This window comes from Citrobacter sp. Cf087 (assembly GCF_030334285.1).
Classification (GTDB): domain Bacteria; phylum Pseudomonadota; class Gammaproteobacteria; order Enterobacterales; family Enterobacteriaceae; genus Citrobacter; species Citrobacter freundii.
In genome coordinates this window covers 767,492-784,494 of sequence record NZ_JAOWED010000031.1, presented here as the reverse complement: position 1 = coordinate 784,494, position 17,003 = coordinate 767,492, and the positions used below count along the sequence as shown (strand labels likewise).

Sequence of the window (17,003 nt, the reverse complement as noted above, 5' to 3'; positions counted from 1 at the left end):
AAAGCAGCGCTCATTCAAAACTGGAGCGGGCAGCGGGAATCGAACCCGCATCATCAGCTTGGAAGGCTGAGGTAATAGCCATTATACGATGCCCGCATGGTCCGCCACCGAGGGCTCGAACCTCGCACCGTCAACTTAGAAGGTTGATGCTCTATCTCGATGAGCTAGTGACGGCTGGTGGCCCTTGCTGGACTTGAACCAGCGACCGGGCGATTATGAGTCGCACGCTCTGACCAACTGAGCTAAAGGGCCGAGAACCAGATAGTACATAAGCAAAACTAACCATGCAAACTATACGGTTCCAGTGGTTGCCGATTATCCTGTCTGATATTGTTAAATCGCCAAAAGTAACCACATCAGACAAGGAGATGTTATGTCCGAGTACCATAGCTTGCTTCACGTCATCAGATCACGTGTATGTGAAAACAGAAATATGTCTCACTCCGCTTATTATCAGGGAAGCCTGCAGGACAATCAGATCAGAAACAGAACGGCTCTAATATTCACCCTTGAGATGATACTCCACCAGCACAGAATAAAGTATGGAACCATTTTCAATCCACTGGAGGGGAAAGATGCGCTCTATCATATGATCTTTATGAAAACACACTGGCTGCCATCCGATATCAAAAACCTCACTCTTGAGGATGCCTTATTCGTCATGCAAGAGGATCTGAGAATGGAGAACCTTTCCAGTGATGCGCAAAATGCTCTAAAGAACTTTAATCTACCTTCTGTAGCTTTTCAGTTTGAGGATTTTCCAGAAGCGGATTGGAACTATACGGAAAACTCAACATTCCTTCGAAGCCTGATGCTGAAAGTAGACCAATAGACGCGGTTATTTCCCCCAGCCGCTTTTCAAGAGCGGCTTTTTCTTTTACCAAGCGATTGAGGTGAGCAAGGTGAGTTTTCTGCTGTCCAAGCCAGTCCTCAAGCTGCTCAGTTGTCATGCCCGGGTTGAAAAAATACGGCTGCTGCTTACCGTCTTGCATTGCAGGCCTCCTGAAAAGGAAAAACCCCGCCGAGGCAGGGTTTCAATGATTAATTTCGTTTGGACGGTATCTTCCACGATTAGAAGCATACAGGACAATTTTATGCAAAGTCAACACTAACGTGCAAAAAAGTGTCGCCATTTGCTCCGATCATATTAATAAATTGTTGCCTTCTCGAATTCTACAGCTGCGTGACGCTCCCCCTGCCGCAGTGTATCCACCAGCATTTCATAGAAGGGTTTCCAGTTGCGTGACCATGAGGATTGATGGAGGTCAGGGAGACGCTTCAGAATGGCACGGTGTACCGTCGCCGAGGAGATAGCAGAAAATCCATTACCAGAGCATCGCTCACAGGTTTTAAACACCGGTGCGCCTCGCTCGCTAGTGGCTTTGCGGTCGAGTACCTCGCCCTTTCCACCGCAACGGCAGCGTGCTTTTATTTCACCTTTTCCATCGCAGGCAATACAGAGTCGCGCCACAAGTTCGCGTTTAATGTCGGGGGTGACAATTTCATCACCATCATGGTTGAAGAGTCCTGGGTACTTAACCACGTCCTCATACTGAGAAATAAGACCACTACCGCTGCAACTGTGACACGTCACGCTGGTGGCCGCCGAACGCGAGTATTCAGAAAAGGCAAATTGCGCCAGCACCTGCATACACCATCCAAGCTCACCACCGGCTGCTTTGCGCACATTTTTCGGTGCAACGTCCATCGCGTGACGCGCCAGCGCCTGAACTGCGAGCTGCTCATCGCTTTTACTGATCCCGGTCTTACCAAAGAAGGCAGCCAGACCAAACCGCGCGCGGCTGCTGGTGGTACCAATGGCCGCCATAACATCAGTGCCGGTGATACGATCCGGAGAGGTTCCTTTCACGTCGTCGCTGATGTGCATTCCCTGAGGGCTGAAATGTTTGAGTGATGCTTCCAGTTTCATTGGGTAGTGTCTCCCTTCTCGGCAGTGCCAAACCATCCAGGATGCGCCCACTGAATATCGGTAACTTTATGGCCTTTCCCCCATAGCGATATCGATCGCATTGCAACGTAGTGCATAATGATTTTTTCATGCTCTCGCCACTCATCATCAGGAGTGTCTTCAACAAATTCAGCGATGGCGTCAGCAATAAGACCGAAACACTCAGGGAAATCACTATGACCGATTGCGATGTCTTTTGCTGTTTCCTGAAGCTCCAAAAAACGCTGCTTGGTAAAGAGATACGACATTTCTCTAATTAGGCGATCCATTTTAATACCTCGTTGCGTTGGTGGCTTCCCACTCAATATCAAGTTCACTTTGCTGTTTGCCGGCCAAGTAATTGAAGGGCCCTTTATCACCCTCGATAAACTGGTGTGAGCGGGAATCAAAGTTAGCCCCTATGTCTCCGATCCAGCCCTCCCCTTCACGTTGTTTCAACAGGCGAATCATCGAGGCGGGCATTTGGATAGCAGTCTGTTCGTCCTTATCAAGACTCTCATACCCCATTCTTTCAGCTTTGCGCTGGGCCAGTTCGCGCGGGATATTACGCCAGACCGCCATAACGTTGTCGGGCATGTCAGTTAAAGCGCCAGTGCCTTTAACATCCATTTTCCCGGTCGGTGCCGCTTCGTTGGTTTTGCGGGCGTGCGTCACCAGAAGGACGTGACAGTTATGTTCGTTTTTGAAGTCACACAGGGTGTCGATAAATTCTTTCTGTCCGCCGTAGTCCTCCTCATCGAGCCCGCATTTCGCCAGGTTGTCGATAACGAACAGATCGATTCCATACCGACGCCGGGCATAGGCGAAGATTTCCAGCAGACGGCCAGCTTTCGCGGTGCCGGTGAGTTTGAACACCCACAGACGATCGGAGAACCATTCGTTCGTCATAACGATTTCTTCGCGCTTCGGTGATGCGGTACAGATAGTCTGCCGCGTCAGACGGGCCAACATTTTCCCTGGCTTCAGTTCCAGAGAGGCGATGCACGTCCGAATCCCCTGATTCATAGCAGCAACTGCGATATGGCCAACCAGTTCGGTCTTGCCGTGACCATTCACGCCATTTACCAGCGTCAGTTCTCCGGCGCGAAATTTGAAATTGTAATTCAGCGAGGTCCATGGGCTGGTGAACAAGCCAACATCGCGATGCTCAAACGCTTCAATGGTTTCCTGAAGTAAATCACCTGCCGAGCACAGTTCATCTGGATCGAAAAATTTAGCGCGTTCCATGTGCTCCAGGATGGACTCACTGTCCATGCCGCTCATCAGGCAATCGTTGATATCCTTGTGCGGGAGTTCAACCAGGCGGCAGCGATGCTCGCCAAGTCGTCTGGCAATTTCCTTTGCAGCTTCACGGCCGACATCGTCGTTATCCAGGCAAAGCCAGATCTCCTGAAAGCGATCCAGATTGTGGTACTCATATTCAATCCACTGCTGTTTGGCACCCTTGCCGCCGCCAAAGGGAACAGAAAGCGCGTCGTAACCAAGCTGCGTGAAAGTCATACAGTCAATCTCGCCTTCGCACAGAACAACCAGACGCGTGGATTTGTCCAGGGCCTGCCAACCAAAGAGACATGGCTCGCAATCCGCCTCAGCCATAATTATCTTTTTGCCGTTTGGTCTTTCAGTACCTATGCGTTTTACTTGCAGCAGTTCGCCATTCCGGATGTACGGGAATGCCACGGCGGGTACTTCTCGATTTTCTTCGTGATACCAGACCACCGCATCAGACACACGGAACAGATCCGCCGTCTCGCGGGTGATTCCTCGCGTAGCCAGGTAGTCGTAACAATTGCTCGCTTTTTTCACGCCCTTCTTCGTCGGCCTGGAGAATGTTTTTTTCTTCGCCTCGAAATGGTGATCGTCGTCTTTCAGACCGAGAAATTCTTTTGCCTCACGCATCGCATCATGCAGCTGGCAGTTGCGTACCAACACCCACAAATCAAGCAGATCACCACTGTCGCCGCTGGCGAAGTCTGCCCACGTTTTTTTGCCACCGATGTTAATTTTAAGGCTCTTTCCGGCGTCACCGTTGGTATTCCCAACACACCATTCTTTGCCTTCCAGGTGACCTTTTGGCAGCAGGTACTTTGCAACCCTTTCGGCGTTGTCCCATAATTTTTCTGAAAGTTCGGCGGGCGTCATGCTCACTCACTCCGTAAATCAAATTTAACAAAACACCATGTCACGAATTCCTCGCTCAGAACGCCGTGGTTATAACCTGCAATCAGCACGCTCTTGAGGAATGGTTTCATTGGCGATACCCACCGCGCTTCATGCGCTCGATAGCGGCCTGGTTGATAAATACCTCCGCTGTTCCATCTCCAGATGGTGTGCACCATGACCCAGCTGGCGGTTGACTTGCGGTCAGCGTTTCGTTTTCAGCTAGTGACATTGCGGGCTTGTTGGGCACACGATCCGGGAACAATCCCTGCCAGCCTCCAGCAATTGAGCGTCGGATCACTTCATCGGCATTCTGATGGCCTGCAAGCTGCTTAGCCTGGTATGCGCAGGTTGTTTCCGTCAGCGGTTGACGCTTCTCCCGGCGAAATTTAATCCAGTCCAGCCAGATTTCAGCGCTGACGTTTTCAGGTTTTAGCCATGCAGGGTCGAAAGAAGATTTTTTCTGGCGCTTTGCGCGCACTTCTTGTGGTTCATGATCTTTTACTTGTGGATCATGTTTTAAACCTTGTGGATCATGTCCCCCAGAATCTGACGGGTCAAAATGGTTGTTTTTGCCAGAATCTGACGGGTCAAGTGCACTTGAGTCACTCATTTCTGACGCGTCAAAATCTGACTTGTCAGAATCCGATACGTCAGAATCTGACGGGTCAAAATGGTTGTTTTTGCGTCGTTCCAGACGAAGAGCAGATCTCTCCCGAAGTGCAATTTCTTCAAGTTTTTCGACATTCAGAAAGTACATATTTGATGTATTGCGGTTACCATTCCGGCGATTCTCACGTCGAAGCCATTTCTCTGATTCAAGTTCAGCAATGGCTGTTCGTATGGTGCTCTCCCCCGCGCCAAGTTGGCGGGCAATGGTTTTTATGCCAGGATAGCTTTTCCCATCATCACTGGAATAATCAGCCAGGCGTACCATAACCATTAGCCGTGTCCCCTTGACACCAGAAACAGCGCAGGCATCCCAGACATAGCCCTGTAGTTTGCTGCTCATGATGTTAACCTCTTGAAATACTGTTGAAACTTCCAGACCGGTTGCATGCACTCATGCGGGTATCCGGGCCGAGTGAAATAAACCTGCTGCTTTTCCCGGTTCCATCCGGTGACATGCACAACAACACCTCGCGGATCGCGATAATCGATATCGAGTGACTTAATCGGATCTTGTGATGTGTTCGCGTGTGACATGTCACACCTCTGAGGAGGGATGTGGGAATAATTTAGGTTTATCCGGCCTTAACTCATACGCTGGGATTCCAGTCAAAGCTGAAACATCAGGCACATGATCCACCCCAACAACACCAACCTTCCTCCAGCGAGAAACGGATGGCTGCTTAACACCTATCGCGCGGGCTAAAGCATTAACCCCGCCAGCAGCGTCAATAGCTCTCTCAATTGCTGATTTCATTTTCTTTACCCACTCCATATGATTGCTATCGATTGATAATAGCAATTGCTATTGGAATGAGCAATAGACTTGTTTATCATGCGAGACTAGAATGCAATAGCGGAGGCTATAAAAATGCAAGAGAGTAAACTTAAGACACTGGCTGACAGACTTAATTACGCAATGAATGAGATGGGCATGAGCCAAGGGCAATTAGCCAAAGCAGCAGATATGGCTCAGCCAACCATATGGCGCATAACATCTGGCAATGCCAGAGGAACAACAAAAATCGTTGAAATAGCGAATGCTTTAGGTGTTCGCTCGGAGTGGTTGTCAAACGGGACTGGTCCAATGAGAGTTGATGCCAAACGAGCAACCTCCGAAATTACCAACAAAACAGACCCAAACATCTTCAGAGTTGACGTACTAGACCTCACGGTTAGTGCAGGCCCAGGAATAATTAACAGCGAATTCGTGGAGGTGTTGCGCTCCGTGGAATACTCAGTTGAAGATGCACGTCAAATGTTTAACGGACGAAAACAGGAACAGATACGCATCATCAACGTTCGCGGCGATAGCATGTCCGGAACAATTGAGCCTGGTGATCTGCTTTTCGTCGATATCAGCGTTCAACACTTTGACGGCGACGGTATTTACGCATTCATATACGACGATACGTCGCACGTTAAGCGTTTGCAGAAGATGAAAGACAAGCTCTTGGTTATCTCTGACAACCATACCTATCGACCATGGGACCCAATCGAGAAAGAAGAGATGAACAAAATATTCATATTCGGAAAGGTGATCGGCAGCATGCCACAGACGTACAGAAAGCATGGTTAAACCAGGGAAAAGACAATGACACTCCCAGCAACAGAAAGTGAATAGAGTCCAACCCGGCCGCCGTGCCGGGTTTTTATTTACCTCACTCGCTACCTATTCAGCTCCCCATAATTTCACAACGTTGGACGCTATCCGCAATTCAACAAATGCCAATACCTGTTTTTTATTTTTGATATCAATCACATAAAAAATAATAGCAATACATATAGCAATACCTATTGCAATAAGTAATAGCAAGTTCTATCATTCACCCATCAAGTTAACGTAGAGGTGATAGGAAATGACAGAAGCGATAAAAACATTTAAGGGGCTATCCACTCGCCCACGCGATGCTTTCAAGAATATGTCCTTAATCATTGAAGCTGCTAGTTTGTTATCTGCAACTAACGATGACAAGTATCGTGAAATCAGCGACACCCTCCTTGCATTTGTTTGTAATTATGCAAATGAGGCCCACCAGAACGAATCTGAGAAACGCCAATGAAAACCTTCAAAGGGCTCACCCTAGAGCCGGAAACCGCTTTTCGTCAGATAGCCGCGATGATTGAAACTGGATTAATTATTTCGGTTATCGATATAGAAGAAAAATCGGATCTTGGTGATTGTATTTTTTACTTAGCAAAGCAATACGCTGAGGCTGCTCATGATTACGCAATGGAGAATAGAAAATGAAAACTCCCGTCGAAATAGTCGAAAGTGTCGCAGCTGATATTGTGGAAAACACCTCGTTACTTGAGGTTATTTATCGTAACTACGAGCTTCCGCCAGAAGCCGATAACGCAATTGCATGCCTTATTCGCTCAATGCAGAAAACACTGGATGGTGTTAATGAATACGTCACTATGCTACCCCCGGAAAGCATTACCCGGAACGCCAGCGCCAATAATTCATCCGCAGGAGCAAGCAAGAGATTAACATCTGGCGTGCTTAACAACTGGGCTACAGAAGCCGGAAACTGCAAAATGGCGGTTTGTAATGCGATGGACTGCATTCCGCAGGAATTATCTGCAATAGGAACTCTGACTATCGTTTTTGAAAAGCTCGACGAGCTACAAGAAGTAATCAGCAAGAAAGCTGAAAAAATAAACTCGTAATTAACAAATAAATAATTAACGCCTTAACTGGTGTGGCATCACTCACCCTGAGGAAATGCAAATGAATATTATCGTCAGAAGTGAAATCGTGAATAACAAAGTCCATCCAGCCAATCAGGATGGCGACTTTCTTTACATAAATAAAGCCCACAAAACAGCAGAGTGTGCCAATAAATATGCGCATGAGCTGCGTGCTGAATTTACCCAGTTACTTATGCCCGCAATCACACGCACTGATGTGAAGGTAGCAGGAAGATTCACCTCGTTACTTAATGAGCTTTGCTTCATGACCCAAATGACCATGGAGAACACCTCAAAAAAAGGGGGGGGGCAATAATGACGTTTCTGAAAGATAAAGCAGCACACAACACAGCAAAACTTTTTGCCTCTTATGGAAATAGTTATCTGCATATTGCAAACCTTTTTCTGCGCAAGGCTTACGGGCGGTAATGACAATGAAAAACAACACCATTGAAATTTATCGCCGCCGCATTGCTATTGCGACATTAAATCGAATGAAGCGTAAGACAGGAGGTTATTGCCTATCCGTAAATATGCCCGATAACAATATTCAGGTTATCGAGATTAACGAAGAATCAATGATGAAACTTTTGCTGCGCTTCGAAAAACAGGCTCGGACTGAATTCAACACAGAAGCGGAAACATTTCTTCGCCAGACGTATATGAAAAGCGTCGATATCAATGGACACACCGAATATCTGACCGAAACAGGAAAGATGATTGTTGACGAGATTTTTGCGGAATTAATTAAACACGCGAAAGAGAAATACGTATGTGGAGGAATTAACTGATGGCCTCACAACAAACAATTATGCACGGAATGCAGATCCACCCCCAAGTCCTCAACGTGGATCTGCATGTGCTTCCGGATTTCACCGGACGCGTGGTTCTTTACATCGAAAAAGGGCGTGTGACATGCGACCGCCGGCTGCTCGACGACGAACATATTTGCGCACTGGACACTTTTATCGAAATGGCTCGCGAAATGGAGCTACGTCTTGAGGAAATATCGAATGACTGACAACCGTACCGTAAGCGCGATAGACCTCGCGTTACAGAAACATGATACGCCAGTTGGCCCTTTGTTCGTGGCAGTACGACACGGGCGCACTAAAAAATGCTTCACACGGGATACGGCGATCCGCTATCTGGCGTTCTTCATGACCACCGAAGCTTTCAGTCGTTCCAGCTTCGAGCAGCGCTACCCGGATGTGCAGGCCGTCCACCATCTCAATCCAGAACTGAATTGTTGGCAGCGAGGAGGTGTAACAGTTGAGTACATCGGAGCCCACCAGCGCTGTGTTCGACGTCTTCGTCGCATTCTGGCCATTAAGCGTGACATGACGAAATGGTGTGAGAAATGGGACTCAATGCACGACCGATACACCAAAGAGGTCGATGAGCTGCAGGCTTGCAAGCCGGAGGGGATCCGATGAGAGATAACAAAATCATCCCGGAAGCAACATCAATTGGCATAAAAATTGGCCGTCGAACTATCGGTTATCAAGTGGTGATCAGTGGGCTGGACAATGGTCGATATGACCTAAGGAACTCTAAGGGGATGCGAATGTTGGCCTGCATATGGGAAGCAGCGATGGCGGGCTGGATAACTTTGACCGCAGAGAAACAACTCACCCTTTGGCGCTGGCTGGTGGCAACAGTATTCATCAATGAAGAGAAGGATAAGAACGGCATGGTTGAGGTTCCTAACGGTGACGGCGGCGTTGATATCGCAGTTATTTATTCGGGTAAGAAAGGAAATTTGAGTATCTACCCCGGTCCACTGCGTTTTTCTCTCGCTAACCATGTGGAAAGCATCGCCATAGAGAAATATGGCGTTTGCGAGGGTTCAGCCCTAGCCCTTCGCATGTATCAGGACATGGTGATTGCGGATCCGGGGTGCGGATTCAGGATGTCACCCTTTGGGCGAAAAGGACTTGAGATGCTTCACGATGACTACATCGGAGAGATTAACGCCAACGGCATGCCAGAAATGCCAGTTATGCACTGAGGGAAATAACGATGAATAAACAACTTATGACCTTTAGCTCAGAAGAACTCAATTTTTCGATGAGCGGAATTCTTTATGAGGGAAGGCCAGCATTTGACGCTGTAGAACTGGCTAAATCCCTCGGTTATACGAACCCGGCAAAAGCCCTGAAAGACCACTGCAAGGCGTTGATTAAACTTGATTATAACGAATCGTTAGAATTGGGTTTTGGTGAAAAACCGCGCGGTACTCAGCTGGCGGGCCAGGCTGATTTGTTCCGGCTTATCCTGCGCAGTCAGCTTCCATCTGCTGAACGTGTGCAGGACTGGGTTTGTGAGGATGTACTCCCTGCCATCATGACCACAGGCACATACAGCAAAGAAGTGCCGGTAGATAAATCACACCAGCAGGAAATCAGTATGAACCATGACATTCTTTCACTGGCCCGCGTTGTGGCCGAAGCAACCGCATCAGCGACGATGAAAGCAGTAATGGAAGTGAGTGGCACCAACCTGGTTGCTGCTTCGCCTGTATCTTCCTCTCTACCACAACGGCGCATTAGTTCGACTGAATTCGTGAATACCGATGCCGAATTCGTTCCGGTACACAAAGTGTCATGGGAAACCAGTCTGTCCGATCCTTCGTGCCGTCGTCTTGTTCAGTTCGCAAACCTGCCCTCCAGACAGTTGCCGGGAGTTCGTGGGCTGTGCGTACATCATGAATCGTTCATTCACGCATTTCAGGTGCTGCTGGAAGAATCCGTTCGCCCAAGCGGTAAACGCAAGCGCTGGCAACATCCTGAATTTGGTGGCTTCGTTCTGCGTAAGGATCCGAAAGAGATCTTCGTGGAGGTGGAAGCATGATCCTCCAGTCGAAACTTATTCGCGCAGCTCTGGTATGCGCAGCAAAAAATGATGTCCGTTACTACCTGAATGGTGTGCACATCACTCCGAAATATATCGAGTCGACTAACGGGCATGTAGCCCTGCGCATGGAGCACGGCATCCGGACGAAGAAAAACATCATCGTCCAGTTTGAAGGGCCGGTTCCGGCGAAAGCGGAAACCACTGAACTGGTATTTAACAAAGAAGCGTTTGCCATTCACCGCGACGCATTCGAACGCCGGATTTCGATCACCGGCATCAAACTTGTTGATGGTCGCTTTCCTGATATGGAACGCGTCATCCCGAAAAAAGTGGATTTCAGTATCAATCCGGTTATCCAGGCTGAATACCTCAGTTATCCGGAAAAGATGTTTGGTCGCGAGCGGAAGTTTATTCCCATCCAGTTACGCCCTTCCGGTGAGGCTGGAGCGGTTCGCATTCAGTTCGATCCAGTGATCAACACTGCATACGGTAATCCTGAGTTCGTCGTGATGCCATGCCGTGATGATGCTTTCAAAATTATTGAGGAGCATCTGGCATGAAAATCGAATATCAGGACTATGGCGCCGTAGCGAACATCGTGATCACCAGCACTGTGTTTGAGTTCCGTAAACATAACCGCGTGGTAGACGCCACGCTGCTCTGCACACCAGGAATAGTTGCAAACCGTAGTGGAATGTTCTTCATGAAGACGGTTTTGTCCGGAAAATCTCGCGATATGTTGCGAGCCTACAAGACAATTCAACGAGAGGCGACACGATGAGCAAAGGCCAGCATTCAGCTTACCCATGCCCGCGCATCGATACTCCCCGTGGCATGACCTATCGCCAGCACCTCGTTGTGCAGATAGCGCCAGTAATGCTCACGAATTTTTTTAGCAATGATGCATGGCAGGATTACGACGACCTCGCCAAAACCCTGGTGATGGCTGTAGATGCCATCATCGAAGCTGAGCGGGAGACAGCGGAATGAGCAAAATCACTAACCCTGTCGTGCTTATCCATAAGCGCGAAAACAGTGACACCTACGCTGTTGCGATTACCAGTGGCAGCCAGAACTATCACGACGCCGTTCTGATGGCGACCATGGAACCAGAAATGGTCGGTGATGATGTGGATACCTGGAGCAAAACAGGCTACTACATGGCTGAGGAGATTCAGCGCTTACGCCAGCAGTTGATCGCCCCTTTAAGTATTGGGGAGTTAATTCAGCGTCTTGAATCGCAGACTGGCGACCGCCGGGAGAGAGTGGTTAGCGATGTCACTTCTGGTAAACCGTTGACCATCACCCTGCCAGATATTACGTCAAAAGCGTTCTGGAGCGGTACCGGGAAAAGCGAGGTATTCCATCCGGAAAGCTATAAGCGCTGGGTAAAAGAAGCTATAGAACGAGCCTGTGTTATCGCAGGGATCGGTGTGGAGGTGAAGTGATGCAAAAATCATTTATCAATACAGACAATCTGAACTCTGTAAATGACTGCCTCCAGCAACTGGTAATCGCTGAAGAAACACAACTGAGCATTGAAGACCAGTTGTCCAACTCAAACAGTAGTAGTGAATGGAGTGCGTGGCGCAAAAAGGCAGAGAATGCCTTACGGGTTGTAAAAGCGAAGCGTCGCATCATCACAGCCCGTCTTGCTGTTCTCCGCCAGATTGAAAAAGAAAACAACATGCAACTCCACCAGCGACACAACGATTACCTGGTTGCTGAGTTGAAAAAGATTGTTACGCCGTCGTCGTTTGAGCGTTGCGTTCGTCGGGTTGATGAAAAATTGGAGGGATCAATTGAATAAGGCATTTGAAATCTGGGTTCGTCAGCGGTACGGAAACCGCTACGACCTCTCGAGGGATCAGGAAGGATTCTACTGCCGGGAAGTGGTTAAACGAATGTTCGAAACGTGGTGCCACTGCCGTGGCCTGAACGTGGTGTGAGGCGGGTATATGAGCAATGTTATTCAGTTAGCTCCTAACGATTGGGTTTGTGAAAGTGTTCTGATCGCGGTGACCGGGCTCAAGCCCGGTACCATCCTCCGGGCCAGAAAAGAGTGCTGGATGGTTGGGAGGGAGTATATCCACGTATCACCTGACGGGAATCCAAAACCTTCCAGTGAGTGCATGTATAACAGAAAGGCTGTAGATGCCTGGGTCGCTTCAATGAAAAGCAAGCAGCCAGGATGATTTGATGCCATGAAAAAGGTAAGCTCGTATCGCTCTTGGGCGTCTGGAGGTATTAATGGATAAAATCACATATCCAACAGGCGTCGAAAACCACGGTGGCAGTCTGCGCATCTGGTTTAATTTTAAAGGTAAGCGCGTCAGGGAAAACCTCGGTGTCCCTGACACCGCTAAGAACAGGAAGATCGCCGGGGAACTGCGGGTGTCGGTATGCTTTGCCATCCGCACGGGAAGCTTTGATTATGCTGAACGGTTTCCAGATTCACCTAACCTTAAAATTTTTGGGTTGGGCAAGAAAGAAATCACAGTGAAAGAACTCGAAGAGAAGTGGCTGGATCTGAAAAAGATGGAAATCAGCGCGAACGCGCACAAACGGTACGAGTCGGTCGTGGCAGTTGTTGTACCGCTGATCGGGGCTACCCGACTAGTGACAGCGATTGAGAAAGAAGAGTTGCTGTACATCAGGAAAGAGCTTTTGATGGGTTATCAGTGCGCGGCAAAGGGCAGGATCCCTGTTAAGGGCCGGAGCGCGGTCACCGTCAATTACTACATGACGACTATCGCCGGAATGTTCCAGTTCGCCGCCGATAATGGGTACATAAAGGCAAATCCCTTTGATGGAATAAAGCCATTAAAAAGGGCCAGGGTGGAGCCAGATCCGCTCAGCCGTGATGAATTCATCCGTCTGATAGATGCGTGCCGGCATCAGCAGACGAAAAACATGTGGTCACTGGCGGTGTACACAGGTGTTCGTCACGGAGAACTGGTTTCCCTGGCATGGGAAGATATAGACCTTGAAGCGGGTACAATAACAATTCGCCGTAATTATACAAAACTGGGCGAGTTCACACTACCGAAAACGGACGCCAGTACGGATAGAGTGATACACCTCATTCAGCCAGCCATCGATGCGTTAAGGAATCAGATGGAAATGACCAGACTCGGGCAGCAGTATCACATCAACGTGCAATTGCGTGAATATGGTCGAACAACGCAGCACAGCTGTACATTTGTCTTTAACCCTAAGATAGTCCGTCGAAGTAAGGATGTGGGGGTTATCTACAAGGTTGATTCGTTTGGTGACTCGTGGGACGCAGGGTTAAAAAAGGCGGGGATCAGGCATCGAAAAGCTTACCAGTCGCGCCACACTTACGCGTGCTGGTCACTGGCCGCTGGCGCCAATCCAAGCTTTATAGCCAGTCAGATGGGGCACGCTAGTGCGCAAATGGTTTTCAATGTGTACGGCGCATGGATGGCAGACAATAACGCAGAGCAGATCGCAATGCTGAATCAGAAGCTGGGTGATTTTGCCCCATTGATGCCCCATAGACCACAAACTAGCAGTAGAGGATTATTAAAATCAGTAAGTTAACCCCTAACGCCCGTCATGTTAACTGCGTGGAGGGCAATACCACGCTGTATGCGCTGCCTAAAGCCGATATTGTTGCCCGCTGGCAAGCACAGACCACCGATACGTTTCGATTTTGTTTTAAGTTTCCGGCGACCATTTCGCATAAGGCCGCGCTGCGTAATTGTGATGACCTGGTGCAGGAATTTTTTACGCGCATGTCGCCGCTGGGATCGCGCATTGGACAATACTGGCTGCAATTACCCGCGACTTTTAGCCCACGCGACCTGCCTGCCCTGTGGCAGTTTCTCGATGCGCTCCCCGAATGCTTTACCTACGGTGTGGAAGTTCGCCATCCAGACTTCTTTGCCAAAGGCGAAGCCGAACAGCTATTTAATCGCGGGTTACACGAGCGTGGAGTAAACCGGGTGATTCTGGACAGCCGCCCGGTACATGCCGCAATCCCACATACCGAAGCGATACGTGACGCCCAGCGTAAGAAACCAAAGGTTCCGGTGCATGCGGTGGTGACGGCAAACCATCCGATGGTACGCTTTATCGGCAGCGATGATATGGCACAAAACAGCGCGCTTTTTGCCGTCTGGCTGACCAAGCTGTCACTATGGCAACACACCACGACGCCGTATCTGTTTTTGCATACGCCGGACATCGCGCAGGCCCCGGAGCTTGTTGATACGCTATGGGCAGATTTACGCAATGCTCTGCCAGAGATCGGATCAGCACCGTCTATTCCACAGCAATCTTCTCTTTTCTGAAAATGCCACCTATCATAGTCAATGCCAGCAGCCATTTTAAAAGGGAGTTTGTATGGTAAGCGCGCTTTATGCCGTATTGGGTGCGTTATTGTTAATAAAGTTCTCCTTTGACGTTGTTCGCCTGCGCATGCAATATCGCGTTGCCTATGGCGATGGAGGTTTTAGCGAACTGCAAAGCGCTATCCGCATTCACGGTAACGCGGTGGAATATATTCCCGTCGCGTTAGTGCTGCTGTTATTTATGGAAATGAACGGCGCAGAGACGTGGATGGTGCATCTTTGCGGGCTGATGTTGATTGCCGGACGTCTGATGCATTATTACGGATTCCACCACCGGCTTTTCCGCTGGCGCCGTTCAGGCATGAGCGCAACCTGGTGTTCGCTGTTGCTAATGGTGCTGGCGAATCTTTGGTATATGCCCTGGGAGTTGGTTTTCTCCCTGCATTAGCGCACAATACGCCACTTTATTTTTCCCGGATTTTTACGTTATGTCTCACCGCGACACGCTTTTTTCTGCGCCTATCGCCAGTCTGGGTGACTGGACCTTTGATGAACGGGTAGCTGAAGTCTTCCCGGATATGATCCAGCGTTCCGTTCCTGGCTATTCCAATATTATTTCTATGATTGGCATGCTGGCCGAACGTTTCGTACAACCCAACACGCAGGTCTATGATCTGGGCTGTTCTCTGGGCGCGGCGACGCTCTCGGTGCGTCGCAATATTCATCACGAGGATTGCAAAATTATTGCTGTCGATAACTCCCCGGCGATGGTTGAGCGCTGCCGTCGTCATATTGACGCCTATAAGGCACCGACCCCGGTTGAGGTTGTCGAAGGCGATATTCGCAACATTACTATCGAAAATGCTTCGATGGTGGTGCTGAATTTTACCCTGCAATTCCTTGAGCCACCCGAGCGCCAGGCATTGTTGGATAACATTTATCAGGGGCTGAATCCCGGTGGCGCGCTGGTGCTGTCTGAAAAATTCAGTTTTGAAGATGCTAACGTTGGCGAGCTGCTGTTCAACATGCACCACGATTTCAAACGGGCCAATGGCTACAGCGAATTGGAAATCAGCCAGAAGCGCAGCATGCTGGAAAACGTGATGCTGACCGACTCGGTCGAAACGCACAAAGCGCGACTGCATCAGGCCGGCTTTGAGCACAGCGAATTGTGGTTCCAGTGTTTCAACTTTGGCTCTCTGGTGGCGTTGAAAGCTGAGGTTAGCGCATGATCGATTTTGGTAACTTTTATCAGTTGATTGCCAAAAATCATCTGTCCCATTGGCTGGAAACACTTCCGGCGCAAATCGCTGCCTGGCAGCGCGATCAGCACGGTCTTTTTAAACAATGGTCAAACGCCGTCGAGTTTCTGCCCGAGCTAACGCCGCATCGTCTGGACTTACTGCACAGCGTTACCGCAGAAAGCAAAGAGCCGCTAAGCGAAGGTCAGCTTAAACGCATAGACACCCTGATGCGTAACCTGATGCCATGGCGTAAAGGACCTTACTCGCTATACGGCGTCAATATCGATACCGAATGGCGTTCCGACTGGAAGTGGGATCGCGTCCTGCCGCACTTGTCTGATCTCACCGGACGTACCATTCTTGATGTCGGTTGCGGAAGTGGCTATCACATGTGGCGCATGATTGGCGCGGGCGCACATCTGGCGGTCGGTATCGATCCGACCCAACTCTTCCTGTGCCAGTTTGAGGCGGTGCGTAAACTGCTGGGCAATGACCAGCGCGCGCATCTGCTGCCGCTGGGTATTGAACAGCTTCCGGCGCTCAACGCCTTTGATACCGTATTCTCCATGGGCGTGCTTTATCACCGCCGCTCGCCGCTGGAACACCTGTGGCAGTTAAAGGATCAGTTGGTTAAAGACGGCGAACTGGTACTGGAAACGCTGGTCGTCAAAGGCGATGAAAATACCGTGCTGGTGCCGGGCGATCGCTACGCCCAGATGCGTAACGTTTACTTTATCCCGTCTGCACTGGCGCTAAAAAACTGGCTGGAAAAATGCGGGTTTGTTGATGTGCGCATTGCCGACGTATGTGTTACCACTACCGAAGAACAGCGCCGCACCGAATGGATGATTACCGAATCGCTGGCCGACTTCCTTGACCCGAACGACCACAGCAAGACGGTGGAAGGCTACCCCGCCCCACTGCGTGCGGTATTGATTGCGCGTAAACCGTAGTCATTTTTGCCAAATGACTATTACGTATAGCACCATTTCTCCAAAATAGTTCGGTTTGCAACAAGGCGGCGACGCAGCAAATCCCTGGGAGCGTAGATAACTACGTGACCGGGGTGAGCGAGGAAAGCCAACACAGTTGCAG

General features: G+C 49.4%; 28 protein-coding genes, 3 tRNA genes and 1 pseudogene. 22 read left to right on the top strand and 10 right to left on the bottom strand.

Annotated elements, in window-relative coordinates:
• Nucleotides 1–21 precede the first annotated feature (21 nt).
• The 3 genes from OGV57_RS20445 to OGV57_RS20435 form a co-directional block, all read right to left on the bottom strand.
• Nucleotides 22–96: transfer RNA gene (locus tag OGV57_RS20445), tRNA-Gly, on the bottom strand.
• Nucleotide 97: 1 nt separating this feature from the next.
• Nucleotides 98–174, bottom strand: a tRNA-Arg gene (locus tag OGV57_RS20440).
• Between the two features lies 1 nt (nt 175).
• A tRNA-Ile gene (locus tag OGV57_RS20435) sits at nt 176–252 on the bottom strand.
• A 121-nt stretch (nt 253–373) separates the two neighbouring features.
• On the opposite strand from OGV57_RS20435, the gene OGV57_RS23730 reads away from it, so the two are divergent.
• The gene (locus OGV57_RS23730; protein ID WP_178317577.1) at nt 374–832 is read left to right on the top strand and encodes an ECs1072 family phage-associated protein; all 459 of its coding nucleotides are present in this window, start codon (nt 374–376) and stop codon (nt 830–832) included.
• Here OGV57_RS23730 and OGV57_RS20430 read toward each other — a convergent pair.
• The 7 genes from OGV57_RS20430 to OGV57_RS23725 all read right to left on the bottom strand — a co-directional run bounded on the left by OGV57_RS20430 (nt 723) and on the right by OGV57_RS23725 (nt 5,555).
• On the bottom strand, nt 723–992 hold the full coding sequence (locus OGV57_RS20430; RefSeq protein ID WP_103856873.1) for a hypothetical protein: 270 nt from the start codon (nt 990–992) through the stop codon (nt 723–725). The genes OGV57_RS23730 and OGV57_RS20430 overlap by 110 nt on opposite strands.
• 155 nt (nt 993–1,147) lie before the next feature.
• Complete coding sequence (locus OGV57_RS20425) at nt 1,148–1,930, bottom strand: antitermination protein (protein WP_230127274.1); 783 nt, start codon at nt 1,928–1,930, stop codon at nt 1,148–1,150.
• Nucleotides 1,927–2,238 carry a hypothetical protein gene (locus OGV57_RS20420; protein ID WP_181627309.1) on the bottom strand — a complete coding sequence of 104 codons (312 nt, stop codon included), beginning with the start codon at nt 2,236–2,238 and terminating at the stop codon, nt 1,927–1,929. The genes OGV57_RS20425 and OGV57_RS20420 overlap by 4 nt, the downstream gene beginning before the upstream one ends.
• A gap of 1 nt (nt 2,239) precedes the next feature.
• A complete protein-coding gene (locus tag OGV57_RS20415; protein WP_178317575.1) occupies nt 2,240–4,111 on the bottom strand; it encodes a toprim domain-containing protein in 1,872 nt (623 codons plus the stop codon).
• A gap of 106 nt (nt 4,112–4,217) precedes the next feature.
• Nucleotides 4,218–5,141 carry a helix-turn-helix domain-containing protein gene (locus OGV57_RS20410; protein WP_080100504.1) on the bottom strand — a complete coding sequence of 308 codons (924 nt, stop codon included), beginning with the start codon at nt 5,139–5,141 and terminating at the stop codon, nt 4,218–4,220.
• Nucleotides 5,138–5,335 carry a DUF4222 domain-containing protein gene (locus OGV57_RS20405; RefSeq protein WP_080100505.1) on the bottom strand — a complete coding sequence of 66 codons (198 nt, stop codon included), beginning with the start codon at nt 5,333–5,335 and terminating at the stop codon, nt 5,138–5,140. The genes OGV57_RS20410 and OGV57_RS20405 overlap by 4 nt, the downstream gene beginning before the upstream one ends.
• Nucleotide 5,336: 1 nt before the next feature.
• On the bottom strand, nt 5,337–5,555 hold the full coding sequence (locus OGV57_RS23725; protein ID WP_032948000.1) for a transcriptional regulator: 219 nt from the start codon (nt 5,553–5,555) through the stop codon (nt 5,337–5,339).
• 114 nt (nt 5,556–5,669) lie between these two features.
• Between OGV57_RS23725 and OGV57_RS20400 the strand changes: the two genes are divergently transcribed.
• The 21 genes and pseudogenes from OGV57_RS20400 (at nt 5,670) to cmoB (ending at nt 16,861) form a co-directional block, all read left to right on the top strand.
• Nucleotides 5,670–6,377: an XRE family transcriptional regulator gene (locus OGV57_RS20400; protein ID WP_016150506.1), complete on the top strand. Its 708-nt coding sequence runs from the start codon at nt 5,670–5,672 to the stop codon at nt 6,375–6,377.
• Nucleotides 6,378–6,657: 280 nt separating this feature from the next.
• Nucleotides 6,658–6,861 carry a hypothetical protein gene (locus tag OGV57_RS20395; protein ID WP_016150507.1) on the top strand — a complete coding sequence of 68 codons (204 nt, stop codon included), beginning with the start codon at nt 6,658–6,660 and terminating at the stop codon, nt 6,859–6,861.
• Nucleotides 6,858–7,049 carry a hypothetical protein gene (locus tag OGV57_RS20390; RefSeq protein WP_094542907.1) on the top strand — a complete coding sequence of 64 codons (192 nt, stop codon included), beginning with the start codon at nt 6,858–6,860 and terminating at the stop codon, nt 7,047–7,049. The genes OGV57_RS20395 and OGV57_RS20390 overlap by 4 nt, the downstream gene beginning before the upstream one ends.
• The gene (locus tag OGV57_RS20385; protein ID WP_071701006.1) at nt 7,046–7,471 is read left to right on the top strand and encodes a hypothetical protein; all 426 of its coding nucleotides are present in this window, start codon (nt 7,046–7,048) and stop codon (nt 7,469–7,471) included. The genes OGV57_RS20390 and OGV57_RS20385 overlap by 4 nt, the downstream gene beginning before the upstream one ends.
• Nucleotides 7,472–7,532: 61 nt before the next feature.
• Nucleotides 7,533–7,808, top strand: coding sequence for a hypothetical protein (locus tag OGV57_RS20380; protein WP_252455904.1), 276 nt, complete (start codon nt 7,533–7,535; stop codon nt 7,806–7,808).
• A 118-nt stretch (nt 7,809–7,926) separates the two neighbouring features.
• Nucleotides 7,927–8,283, top strand: a complete 357-nt coding sequence (locus OGV57_RS20375; RefSeq protein WP_032948002.1) for a hypothetical protein — start codon at nt 7,927–7,929, stop codon at nt 8,281–8,283.
• Complete coding sequence (locus tag OGV57_RS20370) at nt 8,283–8,513, top strand: hypothetical protein (protein WP_080100509.1); 231 nt, start codon at nt 8,283–8,285, stop codon at nt 8,511–8,513. The genes OGV57_RS20375 and OGV57_RS20370 overlap by 1 nt, the downstream gene beginning before the upstream one ends.
• Entirely contained in the window at nt 8,506–8,928 is a 423-nt protein-coding gene (locus OGV57_RS20365; RefSeq protein WP_016150514.1) for a hypothetical protein, read from the top strand. The genes OGV57_RS20370 and OGV57_RS20365 overlap by 8 nt, the downstream gene beginning before the upstream one ends.
• Nucleotides 8,925–9,503, top strand: a complete 579-nt coding sequence (locus OGV57_RS20360) for a hypothetical protein (RefSeq protein WP_016150515.1) — start codon at nt 8,925–8,927, stop codon at nt 9,501–9,503. Before OGV57_RS20365 ends, OGV57_RS20360 begins: the two co-directional genes overlap by 4 nt.
• A gap of 11 nt (nt 9,504–9,514) precedes the next feature.
• Entirely contained in the window at nt 9,515–10,345 is an 831-nt protein-coding gene (locus OGV57_RS20355) for a BRO-N domain-containing protein (RefSeq protein ID WP_230127269.1), read from the top strand.
• A complete protein-coding gene (locus tag OGV57_RS20350; RefSeq protein ID WP_016150517.1) occupies nt 10,342–10,908 on the top strand; it encodes a beta clamp domain-containing protein in 567 nt (188 codons plus the stop codon). Before OGV57_RS20355 ends, OGV57_RS20350 begins: the two co-directional genes overlap by 4 nt.
• Nucleotides 10,905–11,129 (top strand): hypothetical protein, encoded by a 225-nt coding sequence (locus OGV57_RS20345; protein WP_047400042.1) that lies wholly within the window; start codon nt 10,905–10,907, stop codon nt 11,127–11,129. Before OGV57_RS20350 ends, OGV57_RS20345 begins: the two co-directional genes overlap by 4 nt.
• Nucleotides 11,126–11,338 carry a hypothetical protein gene (locus OGV57_RS20340; protein ID WP_016150519.1) on the top strand — a complete coding sequence of 71 codons (213 nt, stop codon included), beginning with the start codon at nt 11,126–11,128 and terminating at the stop codon, nt 11,336–11,338. Before OGV57_RS20345 ends, OGV57_RS20340 begins: the two co-directional genes overlap by 4 nt.
• A gap of 287 nt (nt 11,339–11,625) precedes the next feature.
• Nucleotides 11,626–11,796 (top strand): annotated as a pseudogene (locus tag OGV57_RS20335) (ATPase); the annotation flags it as partial.
• Nucleotides 11,796–12,158, top strand: a complete 363-nt coding sequence (locus tag OGV57_RS20330) for a hypothetical protein (RefSeq protein WP_023063003.1) — start codon at nt 11,796–11,798, stop codon at nt 12,156–12,158. The pseudogene OGV57_RS20335 and the gene OGV57_RS20330, both read left to right, overlap by 1 nt.
• A 148-nt stretch (nt 12,159–12,306) precedes the next feature.
• Entirely contained in the window at nt 12,307–12,543 is a 237-nt protein-coding gene (locus OGV57_RS20325; RefSeq protein ID WP_019077032.1) for an excisionase family protein, read from the top strand.
• 55 nt (nt 12,544–12,598) lie between these two features.
• Nucleotides 12,599–13,912: a tyrosine-type recombinase/integrase gene (locus OGV57_RS20320; RefSeq protein WP_047400034.1), complete on the top strand. Its 1,314-nt coding sequence runs from the start codon at nt 12,599–12,601 to the stop codon at nt 13,910–13,912.
• Entirely contained in the window at nt 13,891–14,664 is a 774-nt protein-coding gene (locus OGV57_RS20315) for a DUF72 domain-containing protein (RefSeq protein ID WP_048240850.1), read from the top strand. Before OGV57_RS20320 ends, OGV57_RS20315 begins: the two co-directional genes overlap by 22 nt.
• A gap of 52 nt (nt 14,665–14,716) precedes the next feature.
• The gene (locus OGV57_RS20310) at nt 14,717–15,112 is read left to right on the top strand and encodes an MAPEG family protein (RefSeq protein ID WP_003034689.1); all 396 of its coding nucleotides are present in this window, start codon (nt 14,717–14,719) and stop codon (nt 15,110–15,112) included.
• A gap of 40 nt (nt 15,113–15,152) precedes the next feature.
• Complete coding sequence (gene cmoA, locus OGV57_RS20305) at nt 15,153–15,896, top strand: carboxy-S-adenosyl-L-methionine synthase CmoA (protein WP_054528505.1); 744 nt, start codon at nt 15,153–15,155, stop codon at nt 15,894–15,896.
• On the top strand, nt 15,893–16,861 hold the full coding sequence (gene cmoB, locus OGV57_RS20300; RefSeq protein WP_054528506.1) for a tRNA 5-methoxyuridine(34)/uridine 5-oxyacetic acid(34) synthase CmoB: 969 nt from the start codon (nt 15,893–15,895) through the stop codon (nt 16,859–16,861). The genes cmoA and cmoB overlap by 4 nt, the downstream gene beginning before the upstream one ends.
• Nucleotides 16,862–17,003 lie beyond the last annotated feature (142 nt).